The sequence below is a fragment of the Acidovorax sp. 1608163 genome (genome assembly GCF_003669015.1).
Taxonomy (GTDB): Bacteria; Pseudomonadota; Gammaproteobacteria; order Burkholderiales; family Burkholderiaceae_C; genus Acidovorax.
Genome location: NZ_CP033069.1, coordinates 3380967 through 3398789 on the forward strand (window position 1 = coordinate 3380967; position 17823 = coordinate 3398789).

At 61.4% G+C, this 17823-nt stretch carries 11 protein-coding genes; 4 read left to right on the plus strand and 7 right to left on the minus strand.

All coding sequences use genetic code 11. The features are described from left to right. Positions 1-208: 208 nt before the first annotated feature. Complete coding sequence (xopAW, locus tag EAG14_RS15025; RefSeq protein ID WP_121730496.1) at positions 209-1282, plus strand: XopAW family type III secretion system calcium-binding effector; 1074 nt, start codon at positions 209-211, stop codon at positions 1280-1282. 197 nt (positions 1283-1479) lie between these two features. On the opposite strand, the gene purN is transcribed toward xopAW, so the two are convergent. Further along, complete coding sequence (gene purN / locus EAG14_RS15030; protein WP_121729369.1) at positions 1480-2070, minus strand: phosphoribosylglycinamide formyltransferase; 591 nt, start codon at positions 2068-2070, stop codon at positions 1480-1482. Between the two features lie 21 nt (positions 2071-2091). On the opposite strand from purN, the gene EAG14_RS15035 reads away from it, so the two are divergent. Next, positions 2092-2793 (plus strand): YceH family protein, encoded by a 702-nt coding sequence (locus EAG14_RS15035; protein ID WP_121729370.1) that lies wholly within the window; start codon positions 2092-2094, stop codon positions 2791-2793. Positions 2794-2861: 68 nt separating this feature from the next. Here the strand turns inward: EAG14_RS15035 and EAG14_RS15040 are convergent, their stop codons facing one another. Beyond that, the gene (locus tag EAG14_RS15040; protein WP_121729371.1) at positions 2862-5801 is read right to left on the minus strand and encodes a DUF4132 domain-containing protein; all 2940 of its coding nucleotides are present in this window, start codon (positions 5799-5801) and stop codon (positions 2862-2864) included. 9 nt (positions 5802-5810) lie between these two features. Next, on the minus strand, positions 5811-6266 hold the full coding sequence (locus tag EAG14_RS15045) for a hypothetical protein (protein WP_121729372.1): 456 nt from the start codon (positions 6264-6266) through the stop codon (positions 5811-5813). Positions 6267-6703: 437 nt separating this feature from the next. On the opposite strand from EAG14_RS15045, the gene EAG14_RS15050 reads away from it, so the two are divergent. Both EAG14_RS15050 and EAG14_RS15055 read left to right on the plus strand, forming a co-directional pair. Further along, positions 6704-7885 carry an acyl-CoA dehydrogenase family protein gene (locus EAG14_RS15050; protein WP_121729373.1) on the plus strand — a complete coding sequence of 394 codons (1182 nt, stop codon included), beginning with the start codon at positions 6704-6706 and terminating at the stop codon, positions 7883-7885. Positions 7886-7897: 12 nt separating this feature from the next. Beyond that, complete coding sequence (locus EAG14_RS15055) at positions 7898-9013, plus strand: acyl-CoA dehydrogenase family protein (RefSeq protein ID WP_121729374.1); 1116 nt, start codon at positions 7898-7900, stop codon at positions 9011-9013. Positions 9014-9169: 156 nt separating this feature from the next. Here the strand turns inward: EAG14_RS15055 and EAG14_RS15060 are convergent, their stop codons facing one another. The 4 genes from EAG14_RS15060 to EAG14_RS15075 form a co-directional block, all read right to left on the minus strand. Further along, positions 9170-13561, minus strand: coding sequence for an IPTL-CTERM sorting domain-containing protein (locus tag EAG14_RS15060; RefSeq protein WP_121730497.1), 4392 nt, complete (start codon positions 13559-13561; stop codon positions 9170-9172). A gap of 311 nt (positions 13562-13872) precedes the next feature. After that, positions 13873-14439: a DUF3617 family protein gene (locus tag EAG14_RS15065; RefSeq protein ID WP_121729375.1), complete on the minus strand. Its 567-nt coding sequence runs from the start codon at positions 14437-14439 to the stop codon at positions 13873-13875. 161 nt (positions 14440-14600) lie between these two features. Further along, positions 14601-16928, minus strand: a complete 2328-nt coding sequence (locus EAG14_RS15070) for an IPTL-CTERM sorting domain-containing protein (RefSeq protein WP_162996014.1) — start codon at positions 16926-16928, stop codon at positions 14601-14603. A 154-nt stretch (positions 16929-17082) separates the two neighbouring features. Next, positions 17083-17775, minus strand: coding sequence for a response regulator transcription factor (locus EAG14_RS15075; protein ID WP_121730498.1), 693 nt, complete (start codon positions 17773-17775; stop codon positions 17083-17085). Positions 17776-17823 lie beyond the last annotated feature (48 nt).

The following is a 17823-nucleotide window of genomic DNA, read 5'->3' on the forward strand; positions in this document are numbered from 1 at the left end:
AACAATGGATTCAGGCTGTATCGACCTGCCAGCGCCCTCACCGGCCACCACAGGTTCTGCGGCCCCGAGGACCTTCTGCTCTGCCCCACGGGGTATGGGCAGAGGGCCCAGAAGGCAACGATGAATCGATCCCCCGCGCGTGTTGGCCCCAACGCGCGCCACAGACAGGCCCAGCGTTGCCACCACCCTTGGAACGAAAGGAACGATGATGACGACCATCAGTAGCGTCAGCAGTGCCTGGTCCAGTGCCAGTGTCCAGCGGGCCAGCCGCCCTGGGCCCTCGCCGGAGCGGCTGCTGTCAAAAATAGATGCCGACGGCAGTGGCGGCGTGGACAGCACCGAGCTGCAAGGCTTGCTGGACAAGGTGGCCAAGAAGACCGGCACCACCAGCGACACCAGTGCAGCGGACTTGCTCACCCAGTACGACGCCAACGGCGACGGCAACCTCAATGCCGACGAGCTGGGCAAGACGATGGAAAGCATCATGCCCGCCCGGTCCACCATGGACTTTGCCCAGTCGCGCAACATCGCTGATGGCACCGACAGCACATCGGCAGCCACCGGCGAAGCGGGCGACGACCTGTTTGGCAAGGTGGACAGCGATGGCGACGGTGCCGTGAGCAAGACCGAGCTGCAGGCGTTGCTGGAAGCCATGTCGGGCGGCACCGCCAGCCAGACGGGCGTGAGCAGCGACGATGCTTTTGCCGCGCTGGACACGGACAGCGACGGCAGCCTGACGCAGGCGGAGTTTGATGCCGGGCGGCCCTCGGGCGACGGGGCGCAGGCCAGTGGCATGCCACCTGGCGGTGCCGGTGGCGCCGGTGGCCCGAGCGGAGCTGGTGGCCCTGGGGGCCCAGGTGGAGCGGGTGGCGCAGGTAGCACCAGCGAAACCACCACCTACGACCCGCTGGACACCAACGAAGATGGTGTGGTGTCGCTCACCGAACGCCTGGCCGGGGCCACCTCGACGACCGAGCAAGACGCCGTCACGGCCTTGTTCAGCGCGATAGACACCGACGGCGACAAGACCATCAGCGAGAGCGAATCCAAAACCTTCATCGACCAGTTGACCAGCCAGTTTGCGTCGACCGCTGCAGCCAGCAGCAGCCTGACCAGCAGCACCAACACAAGCAGCAGCGACTCGCAATCCTCGGCCAGCAAGGACAGCAGCCAGCGCGGCGACCTGGTGCGGCTGGCCGACCTGGCCCGGCGCCGCTACGAGCAAGCTGCCAATGACTTTGGCAACCGCAACAGCACCGAGGCCTTGAGCGCCGTGGCCTGAGGCCTTCGCAAGCCACTCCCGCCCAAGTTGAAGCCACCGCAGCCCTGACGCAGGGGGCGGGTGGCACACCCAGGTTCTGGCCGTGCGGTGCGAGTGCCGCCCGTCAGTTGACGAGCCGCGCGCGTCGGAGCCTTCTTATCAAAACAGCCGCTAGCGCACTATCCAAAAGCGCTAGCAGCTATTATTTAAATAGCAAATCAAGCCGCAGGCAGCTTCTGCACCAGTGCTCGCACGGCGCGGGGGTAGATCACATGCTCTTGCGTCAGCACCCGGGCCGCCAGCGTCTCGGCGGTGTCGCCCGGCAGCACCGGCACCACCGCCTGGTCCAGGATGGGGCCCACGTCCAGCTCGGCCGTCACCTGGTGCACCGTCACCCCTGCAAACCTGCAGCCTGCATCGATGGCGCGCTGGTGGGTGTGCAAGCCCGTGAAGGCGGGCAACAGCGAAGGGTGGATATTGACCAAACGCCCCGCGTAATGCGCGACAAAACCGGGCGTCAAAATCCGCATAAAGCCCGCCAGCACCACCAGCGCGGGCTGGTGCGCATCGATCACGGCGGCCAGCTCGGCATCAAACGCCTCGCGGCTGGCAAAGGCCTTGTGGTCCAGCACGGCGGTGGCAATGCCGTGTTCGCGGGCAAACACCAGGCCCTGGGCGTCGGCCTTGTTGCTCACCACCGCTGCCACGCGCGCACCATAGCGCTGCGCCCACTGTTCTTGTTGTGCGGTTTTGACGATGGCCGCCATGTTGGAGCCACCGCCGGAGATCAAAATCACAATGTTCTTCATTTGCCCCTGATTATCCCTGCCATGCACACACCCACTGCCTACAGCCCCGCCGCCCGCCCCCTCACCCCCAACGAGGCCCGCGTGCTCGCCACCTTGATGGAGAAGGCCCGCACGGTGCCGGACAGCTACCCCATGTCACTCAACGGCCTGGTCACCGGCTGCAACCAAAAATCCAGCCGCGACCCGGTGATGCAACTCACCGACGCCCAGGCGCAAGAGGCACTGGATGCGCTGAAGCTGCTCACACTGGTGTTTGAGACCAGCGGCAACCGCACCACGCGCTGGGAGCACAACTTTCAGCGCGGAGTGGGCGTGCCCGACCAATCGGCCGCGTTGCTCGGCCTGCTGATGCTGCGCGGCCCCCAGACGGCAGGCGAACTGCGCATCAACGCCGAGCGCTGGCACCGGTTTGCCGACATCTCCTCGGTGGAAGCGTTTTTGGACGAATTGCAAAACCGCAGCGAAGAAAAAGGCGGCCCGCTGGTCGTGCTGCTGCCCCGCGCCCCTGGCGCCCGCGAACCGCGCTGGGCGCACCTGCTGTGCGGGCCGGTGGACACCAGCCAGCAGCCCTACAGCGGCCACCCCATGCCCCCACTGGACACCCCTGCCCCCGCACTGCAAGGCCGCGTGCAGGCCCTGGAGGCGGAAGTGGCGGGCCTGCAAGCCACTGTGCGCCGGCTGTGCGACGAACTGGGCCTGCGCGACTTGGAAGACGAAAAGTAGCCTCTGCCCAGGCCAAGCCCAGCGAAGCAGGCCTGAACGAGACCCCGGCGGCGAAGCGCGCCCAGCACTCAGGCCTGGGCCACCCGTCCCTCAATCTGCGCCAGGATGCTGGGGTCTTTGATTTTGTCATCGGCGCTGAGCAGCAGCAGCTTGGACAACACCTCGCTGGTGCGCTGGTCGTCATCAACGAAAGGCAAGGCGACTGATTTTTGAGAGGCTTTGTCGGCCGGCACGATACACAGGTAACCCGCAGGAATCACATGGATCACTGCGGTACCCAGGTGCAAGCGGTAGCTCGCGCGCTTTCCCTGGATGATGGCGTGGTGCCCCTCAACGCTGACGTTCTTCAAACCCAGGCTGGGAAGCAGGGCGTCAACCAGAGCCACACGGGCGTGTTGTACTTCGGCTGAGTGTTCATCGCTGTCGGCCGCACCTGCGGTGATCACCAGGTCCAGGTCGCGCATGGCCTCGGAGAAGCCCAGCGCTGGGGCCTCCTCCAGTGCTACGCGCACCCCTTGGCGGTAGAACGAAATCTCGCCCAGCACGGTAGCCTCTTCCTCGGTCAGGAAGTGATAGACATCGGGCAAAGACAGCTCGACGGCGATGTCGGGCGTCAGGCGTTTGCGGGCCGTGCAATCGCCTTCGCCGCCATCGATTCGCCATCCTCGGGCCGACAGGATCGCGCCCAGCACCGAAGTCTTGACGCGGCGCCCCTCGAAACGGCGCGACAGGTCATGCGCCTCGCGCTCGGCGGGCGTGAGCACATAGCACTCACGAAACGCCTGCTTGAAAGGTTGCACCAGGGACGACTGCACCGCGTGCCGCTGGCACGCGATCAAGCGACCTGCCACCAGCATCGCGTGGACATGTGCGATGGTCAGGGGTTGCTCCACCGGCAGGGGTTCATCGGCCAAGCGGCCCTCTGCGTCCAGCAGACGCAGTTGGGTCAGGCTGTCATCCAGCAGGCCCAGCCCGCCGTCCGGCGTTTGCAGGTAGAGCGCGCTCAGCAGTTGCCGGGCCATGGGCAGGTGAGAGAGTTCGCGAAGCTGGTCGGGCGTGAGCGTTCGCCCGCTGACCATGAGGTTTTCCAGAGCAGTGCGGTAGCGTTTGCTCTGGTCCTTGAGCAGATCGAGCTGCGCCAGCAGCGGGGCCAGTCCAGGGTCTTTCTTGAGCGCAGGCGGCAGGCTCTTCAAAGCCTTGCCAGCCTTGCGAACCTGCAGTTGCGGCTGGAACCTGACCAGGTTCAGCTCCACGGCATACTCATCTTGCTGCCAGGCCCAATCCTGGGCCGTGTAAGAGCTGGCATCGAGCGACCACTCCATTTCGGTCACGTCCGCAAAACCGGCGTTGTGCGCCAGTTGCACCAGCGCTGCTGCGGCGGCGTCGCGCACATTGGCGGTGCGCTCGGAACCGTACATCTTTGAAGCCTGCTTGCCAGCGCCTTTGAAAAAGTCGAACCGCTCGCGCAAGTCTGCCGAATCCCGAATCGGCACCATGCCCCAGACGCGAATGTGCTCTTGGGAGAGCTTGCCCAGCATGCCCGCCAGCCTTTTGTCTTCCACGCCTTGCACCGCTTCGATACGGTGCATGGTGACTTTCAGGTGCTTGTACTTCTTGTGCCATGCCAGCAGCAGCTCACCAGACTTGCCCGCGCGCTGGAGGTACTCCTTCAACAACAGCACATCGAAGTACTCGTTCGCATCGGCCCGCTCGCGCTCGCGCATGAAACGGTACAAAGGCGCTGCGCTGCCCCAGCCCATGGCCTCCAGCACTTCGTCGGCCTGAGCGCGGCAATGGCGCAGCAATTGCAGCAAAACCTCTGGGGTGAACTGCCGCAGCTCAGCCACCAGCTCGGCGGACTCTGCTGCACTTAGGGGTTGCACATTGCAGATCAGTTTCAAGGCCCGCGCAGCGGGGCGATCAGCATCGGACTGAACCAAACCGAGGAGCGGCGGCGGCGACGGCATCTGCGCCAACAAGCGTGCACCTGCCACAACGAACCGGATACCACGCAGGCTGCGCTCGGTGTCACGCTCATAGTCCACGCCCCAATCGTTTGCGAGCTTGCTCAGCGAGCTGATGGCCTCGGCCAGTGGTTTGGCGCAGTGGGCGTACACCCAGTCCAGCGCCTCGGGTTGGAAGTCTTTCAAGATCTCTTCATCCTGCCGAAGGCAGGTGTTCACCACCCGTGCAGCGCGTGGCCACTCCACCTCGAACAGGCGTTGGACCCATACTGGGTCCAGCGGGCCAAAGCGCGCATACGACTGCGCCAGCTCTTCCGCAAAGTCGGTCAGGCCGAGAAACTCGGAGGTGCGCATGCGGCCCTCGCACTCGCAATCTTCCACCTGCGGTGGCGGCTGGAACTGCTCATCCACCCAGATGTCGCAAGAACGCTCCATCAAATCCAACAATTCGTCCAGCTGGGCGCGCGAGGACTTCATTTCGCAGATCAGTCCGCCCAGCGTGTCGGGAGCGGGCTCCAGAAAGGGATGGAAGCTGCGGCTCAAGGCCGCTTTAAGTTCCGCGAGCTTGTAGCCACGGATCGGCTCTGCAAACTGAGCGCGAATCCTCTTGCGCTCCGCGTCCATCCAGCGCGGTGCGGCGCATTCGGTCGCATCGGCCGGGTGGCTCAATTGATAACGCAAGCGCTGCAAGGCCAGATGGCAGGTGTAATCCCGCCCCCACTTCTTGACGGCCTCGGTCAGCAGATCACTCACATCACGCGCGAAGCTCCACACACTGTCTGCGCGCGCGCGCATGTTCGGAATGCTTTCATGCAGCACCGGGAACATGAAAAAGTCGGCGAGGTGCTGCTCGGCCTCGCCCTCGAATTCCTGTTGCAGTGCCGAACAGAACGGTGAGTCCTCACCGCCGTTGCGAATGGCGCACTCGTCGTCATCCAGGCGACCTGCTTCCTTAGCCGCTTGCACGTAGCCCAACAACCAGGTTTCGAAACGTTGAACTCTGGCGTGCTGCGTTGCGCTCGCCTTCCACTGCTCATCACTCATGGGTTCCTTTCATCCACCGACCAGCGGACGCAATCTCAAGAAAACGGCGTGCGAGCTGTCCGTCAAATGCAGCTCCGCATGCGACCGGTACAGCGTGCCATCGACCACCATCTGGAAATCGCCCGCCTCGAAAGCGGCGAGGGCCCGTTGGATTTCGGCATGCTCCTGTGCCGCCAAGTCGGGTTCACTGGCGGGCTCTGGTGGCCGGGGCAAGGCCACACGCCCCTGCGCCAAGCCCTCATCAATCAAGGCCGGTGTCAGTGTGGGTGTGTTGTGAGCGGCCCGTGCCGATAAGGCCGCACCTGCGCGCGCGATGCGCTGCAGGGCGAGGTGGGCGCGGACGCTGACGGAGATCAGCTCGCGGGTCGAGATCGAAAGGTCATCGATCTGAAACGCCACTTGGCCTTGGTGCAGGCCTGGGTTTTGGCGTTCAGCGAGCTCACAGTTCAATAGCAAGTGGGGCATGGTGGTCGATTCTGCCAGTGGCCGCAGGTTCTCAAGCGCCTGTATTAACGAAGGTCGCGATCCTGAGTCTGCCGTTCAGCCGTCGTAGCTCCTGGCTCAGCGCATGGACCGACGGGATAAACACGGGGTCTTGGATTCAGATTCCGAGCACGGCGTCATTGCTTCGCTACAACTAGCCTCCTGGGTGGCTTCAGCGGCCCTTTTAGAAATGCTACCCCACGGTGTAACGCATCCAGCATCGCAAGCTCCTTCCAGTACAACTGGCCTGGATTAAAACCCGTGGGTCTTAGATTTCGGGTATTACGCGGATGCATGGCGGGGTCGCGTGCCAAGGCAAATTGCACATTAGTAAATCAACGCATTGCCCATGTCGCCACCCGGACAGGAATAAAACGAACGCCCATGCTAAAAACAAAACTTCTCAGGAGACAAGCCGCATGGATCTCGCATTCACCCCCGAAGAACAGGCCTTCCGCGACGAAGTTCGCGCATGGGTTCACGCCAACCTACCCCAGGAAATTTCCCACAAGGTGCACAACGCCCTGCGTCTGACCCGTGCAGACATGCAGGGCTGGGCCAAGATCCTGGGCAAAAAAGGCTGGCTCGGCTTTGGCTGGCCCAAGGAATTTGGTGGCCCCGGCTGGACGGCCGTGCAAAAGCACCTGTTTGAAGAAGAGTGTGCGCTGGCCGGTGCGCCCCGCATCATCCCCTTCGGCCCCGTGATGGTGGCCCCGGTGATCATGGCGTTTGGCAATGCCGAACAACAAAAGCGCTTTTTGCCCGGGATCGCCAGCGGCGAAGTGTGGTGGAGCCAGGGCTACAGCGAACCGGGCTCGGGCTCGGACCTGGCCAGCGTCAAGACCCGCGCGGAGCGCGTGGGCGACAAATACATAGTCAACGGCCAGAAGACCTGGACCACGCTGGGCCAGCATGGCGACTGGATGTTCAACCTGGTGCGCACCAGCACCGAAGGCAAGCCCCAGACCGGCATCTCCTTTCTGCTGCTGGACATGAAGTCCAAGGGAGTGACCGTGCGCCCCATCAAGCTGCTGGACGGCGAGTGCGAGGTGAACGAGGTGTTCTTCGACAACGTCGAAGTGCCCGCCGAGAACCTGATCGGCGAAGAGAACAAGGGCTGGACCTATGCCAAGCACCTGCTGTCCCACGAGCGCACCAACATCGCTGACGTGAACCGCAGCAAGCGCGAGCTGGAGCGCCTGAAGCGCATCGCCAAGGCCGAGGGCATGTGGGACGACCAGCGTTTCCGTGACCAGATCGCGCTGCTCGAAGTGGACATCGTGGCCCTGGAAATGCTGGTGTTGCGCGTGCTGTCGGCCGAGAAGTCGGGCAAGAACTCGCTCGACATCGCCGGCCTCTTGAAGATCCGCGGCAGCGAGATCCAGCAGCGCTACGCCGAGCTGATGATGCTGGCCGCAGGCCCGTTCAGCCTGCCCTTTATCGAAGAGGCGATGGAAGCCGGATGGCAAGGAAACTTCCCTGGCGGCGTCACCGCCAACGCGCCGCTGGCGTCCACCTACTTCAACCTGCGCAAGACCACCATCTACGGTGGCAGCAATGAAGTGCAACGCAACATCGTCGCGCAGACGGTTCTGGGCTAAGGAGACAAGAACATGGATTTCGATTTTTCTGACGACCAGGAACAACTGCGCGACGCCGTGCGCAAGTGGGTGGACAAGGGCTACACCTTCGAGCGCCGCCGCGCTGCCGTGGCCGCCGGCGGCTTCGACCGCGCCGCCTGGGGCGAGCTGGCCGAGCTGGGCCTGACGGCGCTGACCGTGCCCGAGGCCCACGACGGCCTGGGCCAGAGCGCCATCGACGCCATGGTGGTGGCCGAGGAGCTGGGCCGCGGCATGGTGCTGGAGCCCATCGCCCAGGCCTTCATCGCCAGCAGCGTGCTGTCGCACTACGGCACCGCCGACGTACAAGGCGCCTGGCTGCCCCGCGTGGCCAGCGGTGAAGCGCTGGTGGTGCTGGCCTACCAGGAGCGCAAGGCGCGCTACCGCGTGGACGTTTGTGAGGCGAAAGCAGCCTCTGCGCCCGCTGGATATACCGTAACAGCTACAAAAAGCATAGTAGCCGCTGGTGACCAGGCCGATGCCTTCATCGTGCCTGCGCAGCTGGACGGAAAAATCGCCCTCTTCCTCGTGGAACGCTCGGCCGCTGGCGTGACCACGCGGGGCTACGTCACGCAAGACGGCAGCCGCGCGGCCGAAGTGCAGCTGGCCAACGCCCCCGCCACGCTCGTCACCACCGACGGCCTGGCCGCGCTGGAGCTGGCGGTGGACACCGGCATTGCCGCCACCTGCGCCGAAGCCGTGGGCGTGATGGACAAGGCGGTGGCACTCACCGTCGAATACATGAACCAGCGCAAGCAGTTCGGCGTGTTCATTGCCAGCTTCCAGGCGCTGCGCCACCGCGTGGCCGACATGAAGATGCAGCTGGAACTCGCCCGCTCGATGAGCTACTACGCCAGCCTAAAGCTCGGCGCCCCTGCGGCCGAACGCCGCGCCGCCATGGCGCGCGCCAAGGTGCAGCTGGGCCAGTCGATGCGTTTTGTGGGGCAGCAGTCGGTACAGCTGCATGGCGGCATCGGCGTGACGGACGAGTACATCGGCAGCCATTACTTCAAGAAGCTCACGCAACTGGAGATGACCTTTGGCGACACGCTGCACCACCTGGGTGAGGTATCGGCCCGCATGCAGGATACGGCGGGGGTGTTTGCCTGAGTTGCAAGCCATCGTAAAAATGCCCGCAGACGTCATGGTCTGCGGGCATTTTTTTGTGCCATCGCTCCAATGAAAAACCCCAAGGCACCTTGTACGGGAGCCATGGGGTTTTGCGATGTTGGGCTCTTGCGTTGCCGCAAAGCCCAGGGCTCAAGCTCAGCCCCTTGTGAACCGCTGGCGTTGACCCAACGCCAGCAAGCCAAGCAAGGCCGACAAGATGATCAGCCCCCACTCACCCAGTGTGGGAATAGATGCAGGGCTCGCAACGACCGAATTCACGGTGATAGTGTGCAGCCCCGTGTTGTTAGACGCATCGGCGTCGTTGGTCGCCCCGGTGCTGGCCGTGGCGATGGAAGATCCAGCGGCAGTTGGCACACCAGACACTTGGCACGTCACTGTGGCGCCAACCGCAATCGCACTGCCGGCGCTCCAGGCAGACGCACCAGGACTGACAGTACAAGCGCCTTGCGTCACACCTGCAGGCAAACCACTGATGGTGCAGCTGGTACCACTCACAGCACTTGCCGAGCCGGTGTTCGAGCAAGTGAACGTACCCGAATAAGACGACCCCACCGTTGCAGTGGCTGGCAAGCCGCTGGTACTGACACGCACATCGGGCGCAACGCCCACCGTGAGGGTTGCCGTAGCGGAGTTGTTTGCGGCATTCATGTCGCTCGTTGCCCCCGTGCTACCGGTCACCGTAAACGCACCAGTGGCCGTCGGAGCACCGCTGACGAGACACGTCACCGTTTGCCCCGCTGGAACCGCAGCGCCTGCAGACCAGGCCGTGGCTCCAGGACTGATGGTGCAAGCACCCTGAACAACACCTGCTGGCAGACCAGACACGGCACAGCTTGTGCCGCCCACCGCTCCCTGAGCACCAACGTTAGAGCAAGTGAAGCTGCCGCTATAGGCAACGCCTTGGCTGGCCGTAGTGGGCAGTCCTGCCAAACTCACGGCCATATCAGGTGCGGCCGAAAGCGCGGTTGAGCCATTGGCCGTGTTGTTGTTTGCATTGCCATCTACAGCGGCAGACACAGTGGACGTCACACCCACAGATCCGCTGCCGGGTGCCGTGTAAGTCACGACCAAGTTGACGGCCTCACCTGGGTTACGCACAGCGGGTAAACCACAACCAGTGACAGCACCTGTGCCGGCATCGTAGGTACAGAGAGCCCCGTTGTTGCGAACCTCAACACCCGTTGGACTCCCACTCAACGCAATGTTGTAACCCACGGAGGTGGCTTGACTGCCACCAGCGTTCTCATAGCGCACTTGCACTGACACAGCACCGCCGCCCGCACCGGTAGCAGGCGCGGATACGGTAGTGGTCATGTCAGGCGAAGAACCTACCGTCACTTCGGTGCTGCCAGTGGATTTGTTATTGCCACTGTTGGGATCAAAAGACGTGGTGGCGATATTGGCCTCCACAGGTACAGAACCAACACCTGGCGCCGTGTAAGCCACAGAGAAAACCACACTCTGACCCGATGTCAGTTGGGTTGAGACCCCACTGGTCAGGGTGACATTGCCCGTCGTAGCGTTATAGGTGCACCCGACTCCGCCACTGCACGCAACCCCCGTCAAACCAGCGGGCAGTTTGAGAGAGGCCGTGACGTTGTCGGCCGTCAGTGGGCCAACGTTCGACAATGTCACAGGTACATTCACTGTGGCTCCTGGAGCCACTTTTGCTGGAGGCTGTACGGTGGTGCGAACGTCAGCTCCCGTCGAAGCTGTAGATACAGTGGTAGCACCTGTGGCCGTGTTGTTGGCGGTGTTCGATTCAGCAGCCGCTGCGACGGTGGAGGAGACCTCCACAACACCGGAGGTCGGTGCGGTGTATCGCAAGGTCATGTTTGTCCAGATACCTGCGCCCAGGCTAGCAGGCAGGCCGCTGACACTGACAGCGCCAGTAGCTGCGTTGTAATTGCAAACGGCTGGCTGAGCGCAAGACACACCTGTCAGACCTGCAGGCAATTGCACTGAGTATGTGACCCCCGTCGCAGTTGCGTCACCCATATTTCCGAATCGGACCACCACATCCACCGGCGCACCAGGGGTTGTGGTTGCAGGAGCCGTGACACTGGTAACCGTGTCCGCAAGCCCCGTGGAGCTGGAGGGCGTAGTGGTACCGCTGGCAGCGTTATTAGCAGCGTTCGCGTCGCTGGCAGCGTTGATGCTGGTTGCCACCGTGACAGGGGTGGCTGGCGCTACATAGCCCACGGTAACGGAAATGCTTTGTCCAGCAACGAGCGTATTGGGCAGCCCTGTCAACGTCACAACACCCGTGCCCGCATCGTATGAACAGGTCGCGCCAGTGCAGCTTACCTGGGCAGGATTCAACCCTGTGGCCAGGGTCATTCCATACACAACGCCTGTGGCGGTGGTGCCGCCGGCGTTGCCAAACGTCACGGGCACTGTTACCGTGCCGCCCACCACGGCAGAGGGAGGCGCGGCAACTGTGGTCATCACATCAGGGGCGTTGTTGCCAGTACCTACCAGCGTGACAGCGCTTGCAGTGTCTGGTGCGAGGTTGTCGCCCTGGGATGTCACCGTACCCACCGACGCCATCACAGGCACGTTGCCCGAAGCCGGAGCTGTATAGGAAACATTCAGGTTGGCCCATTGACCAGGCGAGAGCGAGGCTGGCAGACCCGTTACGGTCACCACACCGGTGCTTGGGTTGTAGTTGCAGGTAGCCCCCGAGCACGACACATTGCCCAGCCCAGCGCGCAGTTGCAAGGCATAGGACGCACCAGAGGCAATCTGCGAGCCCACGTTGCCAAACGCCACCCCGACAGATACCGATGCACCGGGCGCCACACTCACAGGAGCAGATACCGCGGCTTTGACATCCGCAAAATCAACCACTGTCAGTACGTTGCTTTGCGGCTGAGTTGTTTGATACGTCCAAAGATTGAGCGCCTTTGAATCACCAAAATACTGTCCGGCCCCCGCGCAATCTGAGTTGTTGTTGCTACCCTCTGGCCACCAACGCGCATAGGCCGTATTCGGACCACTGCCGTTGTCCTGATTGCGCAACGAAGAGTCCACGCCAAGCAAGGCTTCATTGGGCGTAGGCTGTGCATACGCAGAACCACAAATATGGCCATTCAATGTGCCAACGGCAGTGCCATTCTTGGTCACATATCCGCGATCGTCGTAATAAACGGTTGGGTCGCCAGGGGAACTTCCGTTGAGCTTGGTGATAACTGGACCACCGTATCGGTTTCCTTCCACGTCGGCAAAGGGAAAGTGCACCTCACCATTGCGACCCGAAATGCGGAATTGGTAGTTGCCGACGCCCATGTTGGCGCCGTTGTTGTTCTTCCCATCCCAAGTCACGGAATAAGACCCCGTACCTGACGTACCCGTCAAGACACGATTCAAACCGCTCGCTGGGTTCCAATCCACACCATCGTGACTGATGATGATCTGAAACGACATGGTGTCAGTCACATAGAACTCGAACACCCCACCTTGCCCCACATAACTCGTCGATGTATTGGCAGGGGGATAGGAGAACTTGAATGAGTTGACTTGCGGAGGCTTAGGAGCCAAGGGGATGCCCAAAGCCGTCAGCGTAGATTCAACACTGCTTCCACCTGCGGTGATGTCGCTAAAAAACAGCGGGTATTGGGCACCGTCTGCCGTCACGCCCGATATGCCCACGGGGCGGAACTGGCTGACCGTTTGGTTCTGACCCCGAATGTCTTTGTACAGCGGCTCAGATTGATCCCGAAAGCCAAAGGCGTTGGCATAGAAAACGCCCGCATTGGGATCAATCCCCACCAGCTGCTGGCGATAGCGATAGCCATCGTCAGTGACGTAGTAAAGGCTGGAATAAATACGCTTCCCCGAGCCGTTACCACCCGTGTCCGCAGCCCAGGCATAGGTAAACACGCGACCTGTTTTTTCGCTCACGCCATAAGGATTAGTGACGCTGAAATCACGCACCGCGACATCCCAAGCCGAGACACCCGTTTGAGCCAAGGCAGGCGTAGCGACTGAGGCATTGGCACCATTGCCCCCAGCCCCGGAGAAACGCACGCCATAAATTCCTGTTGCAGGCACGCTCCATACACATGGGACGAAGCCATTCGGATCTGCAGCGTTTTGCTTAGGGCCATAGGTTTCATCTGCCCGGTTGGCGATCAGACCGTCCGTACCTGCAGAGCAATCAAACCCCGCAGTCAAGCCGCTCAGGTCTTCGTTGCCTTTCACGCCTGCGAATCCGCCAGGCGGCATGGAATATACGGAGACGACACCCGTTCCAGCAGAGTCGCGGTTTCGGGAACCCAGCAAAATGACTTCGCCGGCCTGTGCGTACACATAGATCAGTGAACGCGCGGGCACGACATTCATCCAGACAGAGGTTCCGCTGACCGTGAGATTGGCGCGCCCGCCGTCTGCGTTGCCGCCCGTAACGTAATTGGCCTCGTAAGAAGCTGGATACAAGGAGCGACTGCCTTCAGCGTGCGCTGACAGTGAACAGAACGCACCCGCCCCTATGAGCAACAAACTGCTCAGTTGCTTTATTAATTTCATGAATGGTGAACTTCTAAGATCCGAAGAAGTCCGACAGGCACCTGCTTAAGCAAGGCTGGAGACATCAGCAGAAGTGCTGAGCGCGCGCTAAGAACGCCAGCGGTGGAGAGGACGCAGGCGAGGGTATCAACGGCTAGACACCCAATTCAAAAATTGGCAATTGTTCACATTTTCAAGTTATTTAGAGCCACTCCACCGAGCGCCCTGAGCCTCCATCAGTCGCATATCCACAACACAAAAATCCTTCCTGGCCCATTCAAAATTGCGTTCAACAGCGGTAAGAAAAATTCGCTCGGCGCTCAGCACAAGCGTCAATGGGCGTGGCCATCGTGCCCTTGGTGGGCTTTCAGGTCATCAACCACGTTCACCGTGACGCCATTGGGCAGCACCATGTCGGCAGGACGTTGTCCAGGCTTGCACTCACCCAGCCAACGCGCAGTGAAGTGCGTCAGCCCCGGGTTAAAGCGCACTGGTTTGGAGTACTTCACTTCAAACTGCCCCTCGTAAGCCTTTTGGAAATCTCCCAGAAGGCGTATTTGGGCCTCTACCCTGTTGTCGTGCACCCAGCAGGTGGTGTTGACTTCTAGGCCATTGCGCGTTTTCTTCACTCGTGTCTGGTGGCAATGCTCTTGCCCCGGAACGATAGACATCAAACTCACCTGGTCGGTCGCCCGATCGGTACATTGCTGCACCTGCTGCTGGCGCATGACCGACTGGGTACCTGAGCGCAAGGTCACCTCCCAAAGCCCGGGCTTTCGCACTGGCAACGCATCGGCATAGGCCCCGGCTGCGCCCATCAGCAATACCAGTGCCCCCCCCAAAGCCCGATGACCAGACGGATTCGTGCTCTCGTCAGGCCGTAAAAATCGCACACCCATTGAGCAACTCCATAAATAGACAAACCCATGCTCTGCACAAGCAAAGCCTGGGTTGCAAGGTTCGTTCCGAACAAAACCGTTGTCAGCGCCTTGTCACGGCCTTGGCGCTGGGCTGTGCCACAGCACAAACCCAATCTCAGGGCCGCAAGCGCTCACACGGTTCAGCGCACGCCCAGTTGACGGCGGTGCATGAAGGCCATCAGGCCCAGCAATGCCGACATGAGAATGAGCCCCCACTCGGACAGGGTCGGAATGCTGTTGGCCGTGGCGGCCACAAAGGTCACGTCCACCGTGCAATTGGCGTTGACGGTGTTGGTCGTGAAGGTGTTACCCGACAACGTGCCGCCGCAAGCTGTACCACCCGTGGCAATCCGGGCAATGAAACCAGCAGCAGGAGCCAGCGTGTACACCGCGCGATTGCCCGCAACCACGCCCGTCACGCCAGTGGGGGACATGGAGCCATTGGCACCCGATGTCGCCGTCACGGTGATATCAGAAAAGTCAAACCGCACTGTGCAATCACCTGTCACGGGGCCCACTGTGTAGATATTGCCCACCAGATTGCCAGGACAGGTACCCGAAACGGCTGGGTAGTAGCCCGCTGCAGGGGTCAGGCTGTAAACCACGGTACCCCCCTGGCCGACCACTTGGGGGGCAGTCGGCGTAGCCGTGCCATTGGCGCCAACAGACGATGTCACAGTGGCAGTGAGGGCAAAGGTTGCCACGACAGACTGGTCGCTGGTCATGTTGCTGATCGTGCAAGGATTGCCGGTGCCAGTGCACGCGCCCGTCCAGCCCGTGAATATGCTGCCAGCGGGGGCCGAGGCCGTCAGGATCGCCTGCCCACCGTTGGCCACCGACATGCCGCAAGAAGCGCCACAATTCAGGCCCGCAGGAACGCTGGAAACCGTGCCGGTGCCCGTGCCCGCTTTGGTCACAGTCAACTGGCGCAAAACCCCGATGGAATTGGTGTCGCCTGCCGCATTGTTGGCCGACGAGTTCTCCGTCACGCCCGCAGGGGCGGCTACTGAAAACACCGTGGACGTTGTGCCCGATGCAGCGGCCGTCGCGTTGACGGTGTAAGTCACACTGGCGCCCAAAGGCAAGTTGACCAATTCACCACTGAGTGCACCGCTGCCCGTGGCATTACCGCATGCGCCGCCATTGCTGCCAGTGCAGGTCCACGACCCCACCGTCAAAGACGACGCTGTTTGCGACACGGGAGCACCGGTAACAGCGGTAGGGCCGAGGTTGGTCACGGTCACCACGTAGGTCAGTGCGCCATTGGGTGCCACAGAAGAGACACCGTCGCTCACGCTGATAGCCAGGTCTGTCAAAGAACCGCTGGCAATCACATTGGTCTGCACCAAAGGCCCCAGGAATGTGCTGGCACCCGTGCCGCTGATGTTGTAGTTGCCGTGGTTGAGCTTGTTGTTGGGCGAAGTGGTCGTCGCCGTGGCTGGCACGGTGTAGGTAATCTGGAATGTGCCACTGGTGTGGTCGTTCAAGGTACCGAAGTTGCAACTCACAGGATCGGAGGAACCCACGGCTGGCGCCGTACAAGTTCCGCCTGGGGCTGAGAGCGATTTGAATGTAGCGTTGACCACCGCATTGGATGCGTTGAGCGTCGCAGGGGCCACGACATCAACCTTGGTGTCGGTGACGGTCAGGCCGCTGTTGTTACTGTAGGTGTAGGTGTAGGTCACGTCGGTGCCAGGCAGCGCCGTATCCACCGTCTTAGCGCTGACCAAAAGGCCCGCAAAGAAAGGGCCCACTGAATCCACATACAACTCACCCGAATGCCCGCCCGCGTTGCAGCCTGCGGCAATCACCTCTATGAGCACCTGATCTCCCACATCCAGGAAACCATTGCCCGGCGCCACGTCAATCGCCTGCCAGCCTGTGTACTGGTAGCCACCCACCGTGTTCCAAGGCACGCCAGGCTGGTTGGCAAAATTGAAGGTGCTGAACATCTGGCGATTCTTCGTGACATTGGTGATCGCCACAAAGAAGTAAGCCTGAGCGCTGGGGGCGTGACCGCCATCCTGAATCACAGGGGCCACGGCCATGCGCAAATGGATCTTGTTGTCGGTGGGGTCCACATCGGCCAACGTCATGGTCGCCGTTTGCGTGATCGCACTGGCACGTTGGTTGTTACCACGATTGTTCACATTGGCGCTCCAGCTGCCTTGCAGCGGAATGGCCAAGGGTCCGTCGTTGAAGGCAGGTGTACCACGCACCGTGGTGTTGGTGTTAGCAGCGCCAGCGACCAAACCCAAGTCTGCTCTCGTCACTGGCGGAAAGGTGGTAATCCCGTTATTGCGCAGATACTCCACATTCCAGCCGGTGAAATCACCGGTCTCGAAATTGCCGTTGGTCACGCCCGCTTGCGCTGGCATGGCCGTCAAAGTGGCCGCCAAGGTCATCAGACCAGCGCCCAGCCAATGACGACTGCGCTCGGCAAGGGCCCTCCAGATTGTCTTTTTCACGCTGAGTTTTCCTTCAAAAATAATGCACCGCACAAAAAAAGGGCAAAGCCATCCCCCGGCGGCCAAGCCGCCAAAAAAACAAGCAAGGGGAATGAGGGGAGAGAAGGTGTCAGCCCGCTAGCGGAGGACCACCCAACTCAAAGAAAAAGCGGGCTCACATGGCGAACACCAAGCCTTTGCCAAACACAGCACGCACCGGTAAAGCCATGCCGGTGTCACCCAGCGTTTTGCGCCGCAAGCGCGTCAGAGCGGACTCAATGCGATGGAAGTCATCTTCCAAGTCGCGGGCACCGACCGACTCCGACAAAACCTGCTTGCTGATGACTGCTCCGGGGGTTTGCATGAGGCACGAGAGAATCTCCAGCTCACGGGTGGTCAACAACACGTTCTTGTGATTCGGGGCCTCCAGCTTGGCTCCCAGTTTGTCCAGGCGCCAAGCGGGGCCCACAGGGGTACCGCCCATTTGCAAACGCTTGCTGCGAAGCTGTGACCGGATGCCCGCCACCAGCTCTTGCATGTCCACGGGTTTGACAAAGTACTGAAGCGCTCCGGCATCCAGCCCTTCAATTCGGCTGTCCAGATCAGCCCGCGCTGTCATGAGCACAGTGGGGACGCCTTGCGCAGCCAGACGGCGCACCAAGCTGAGTCCATCCTCGCCAGGCAATCCAATGTCAATGACCGCGAGGTCCACACGATCACGCAAAAGCCTGACGTAAAAATCTTCGGCGGATTCTGCACCCCATGCGTCAAAGCCCACGCGCGTGAGGTACCGACAGACATTGGCCCGAATGTCTTCATCGTCCTCAACGACGGCAATGGTGGCTTTGAAATCCAGGGCAGAGAACACTTTGGACAAAGAAACAGTTTGATACGTACCATTGTCTCAGCGACAAAT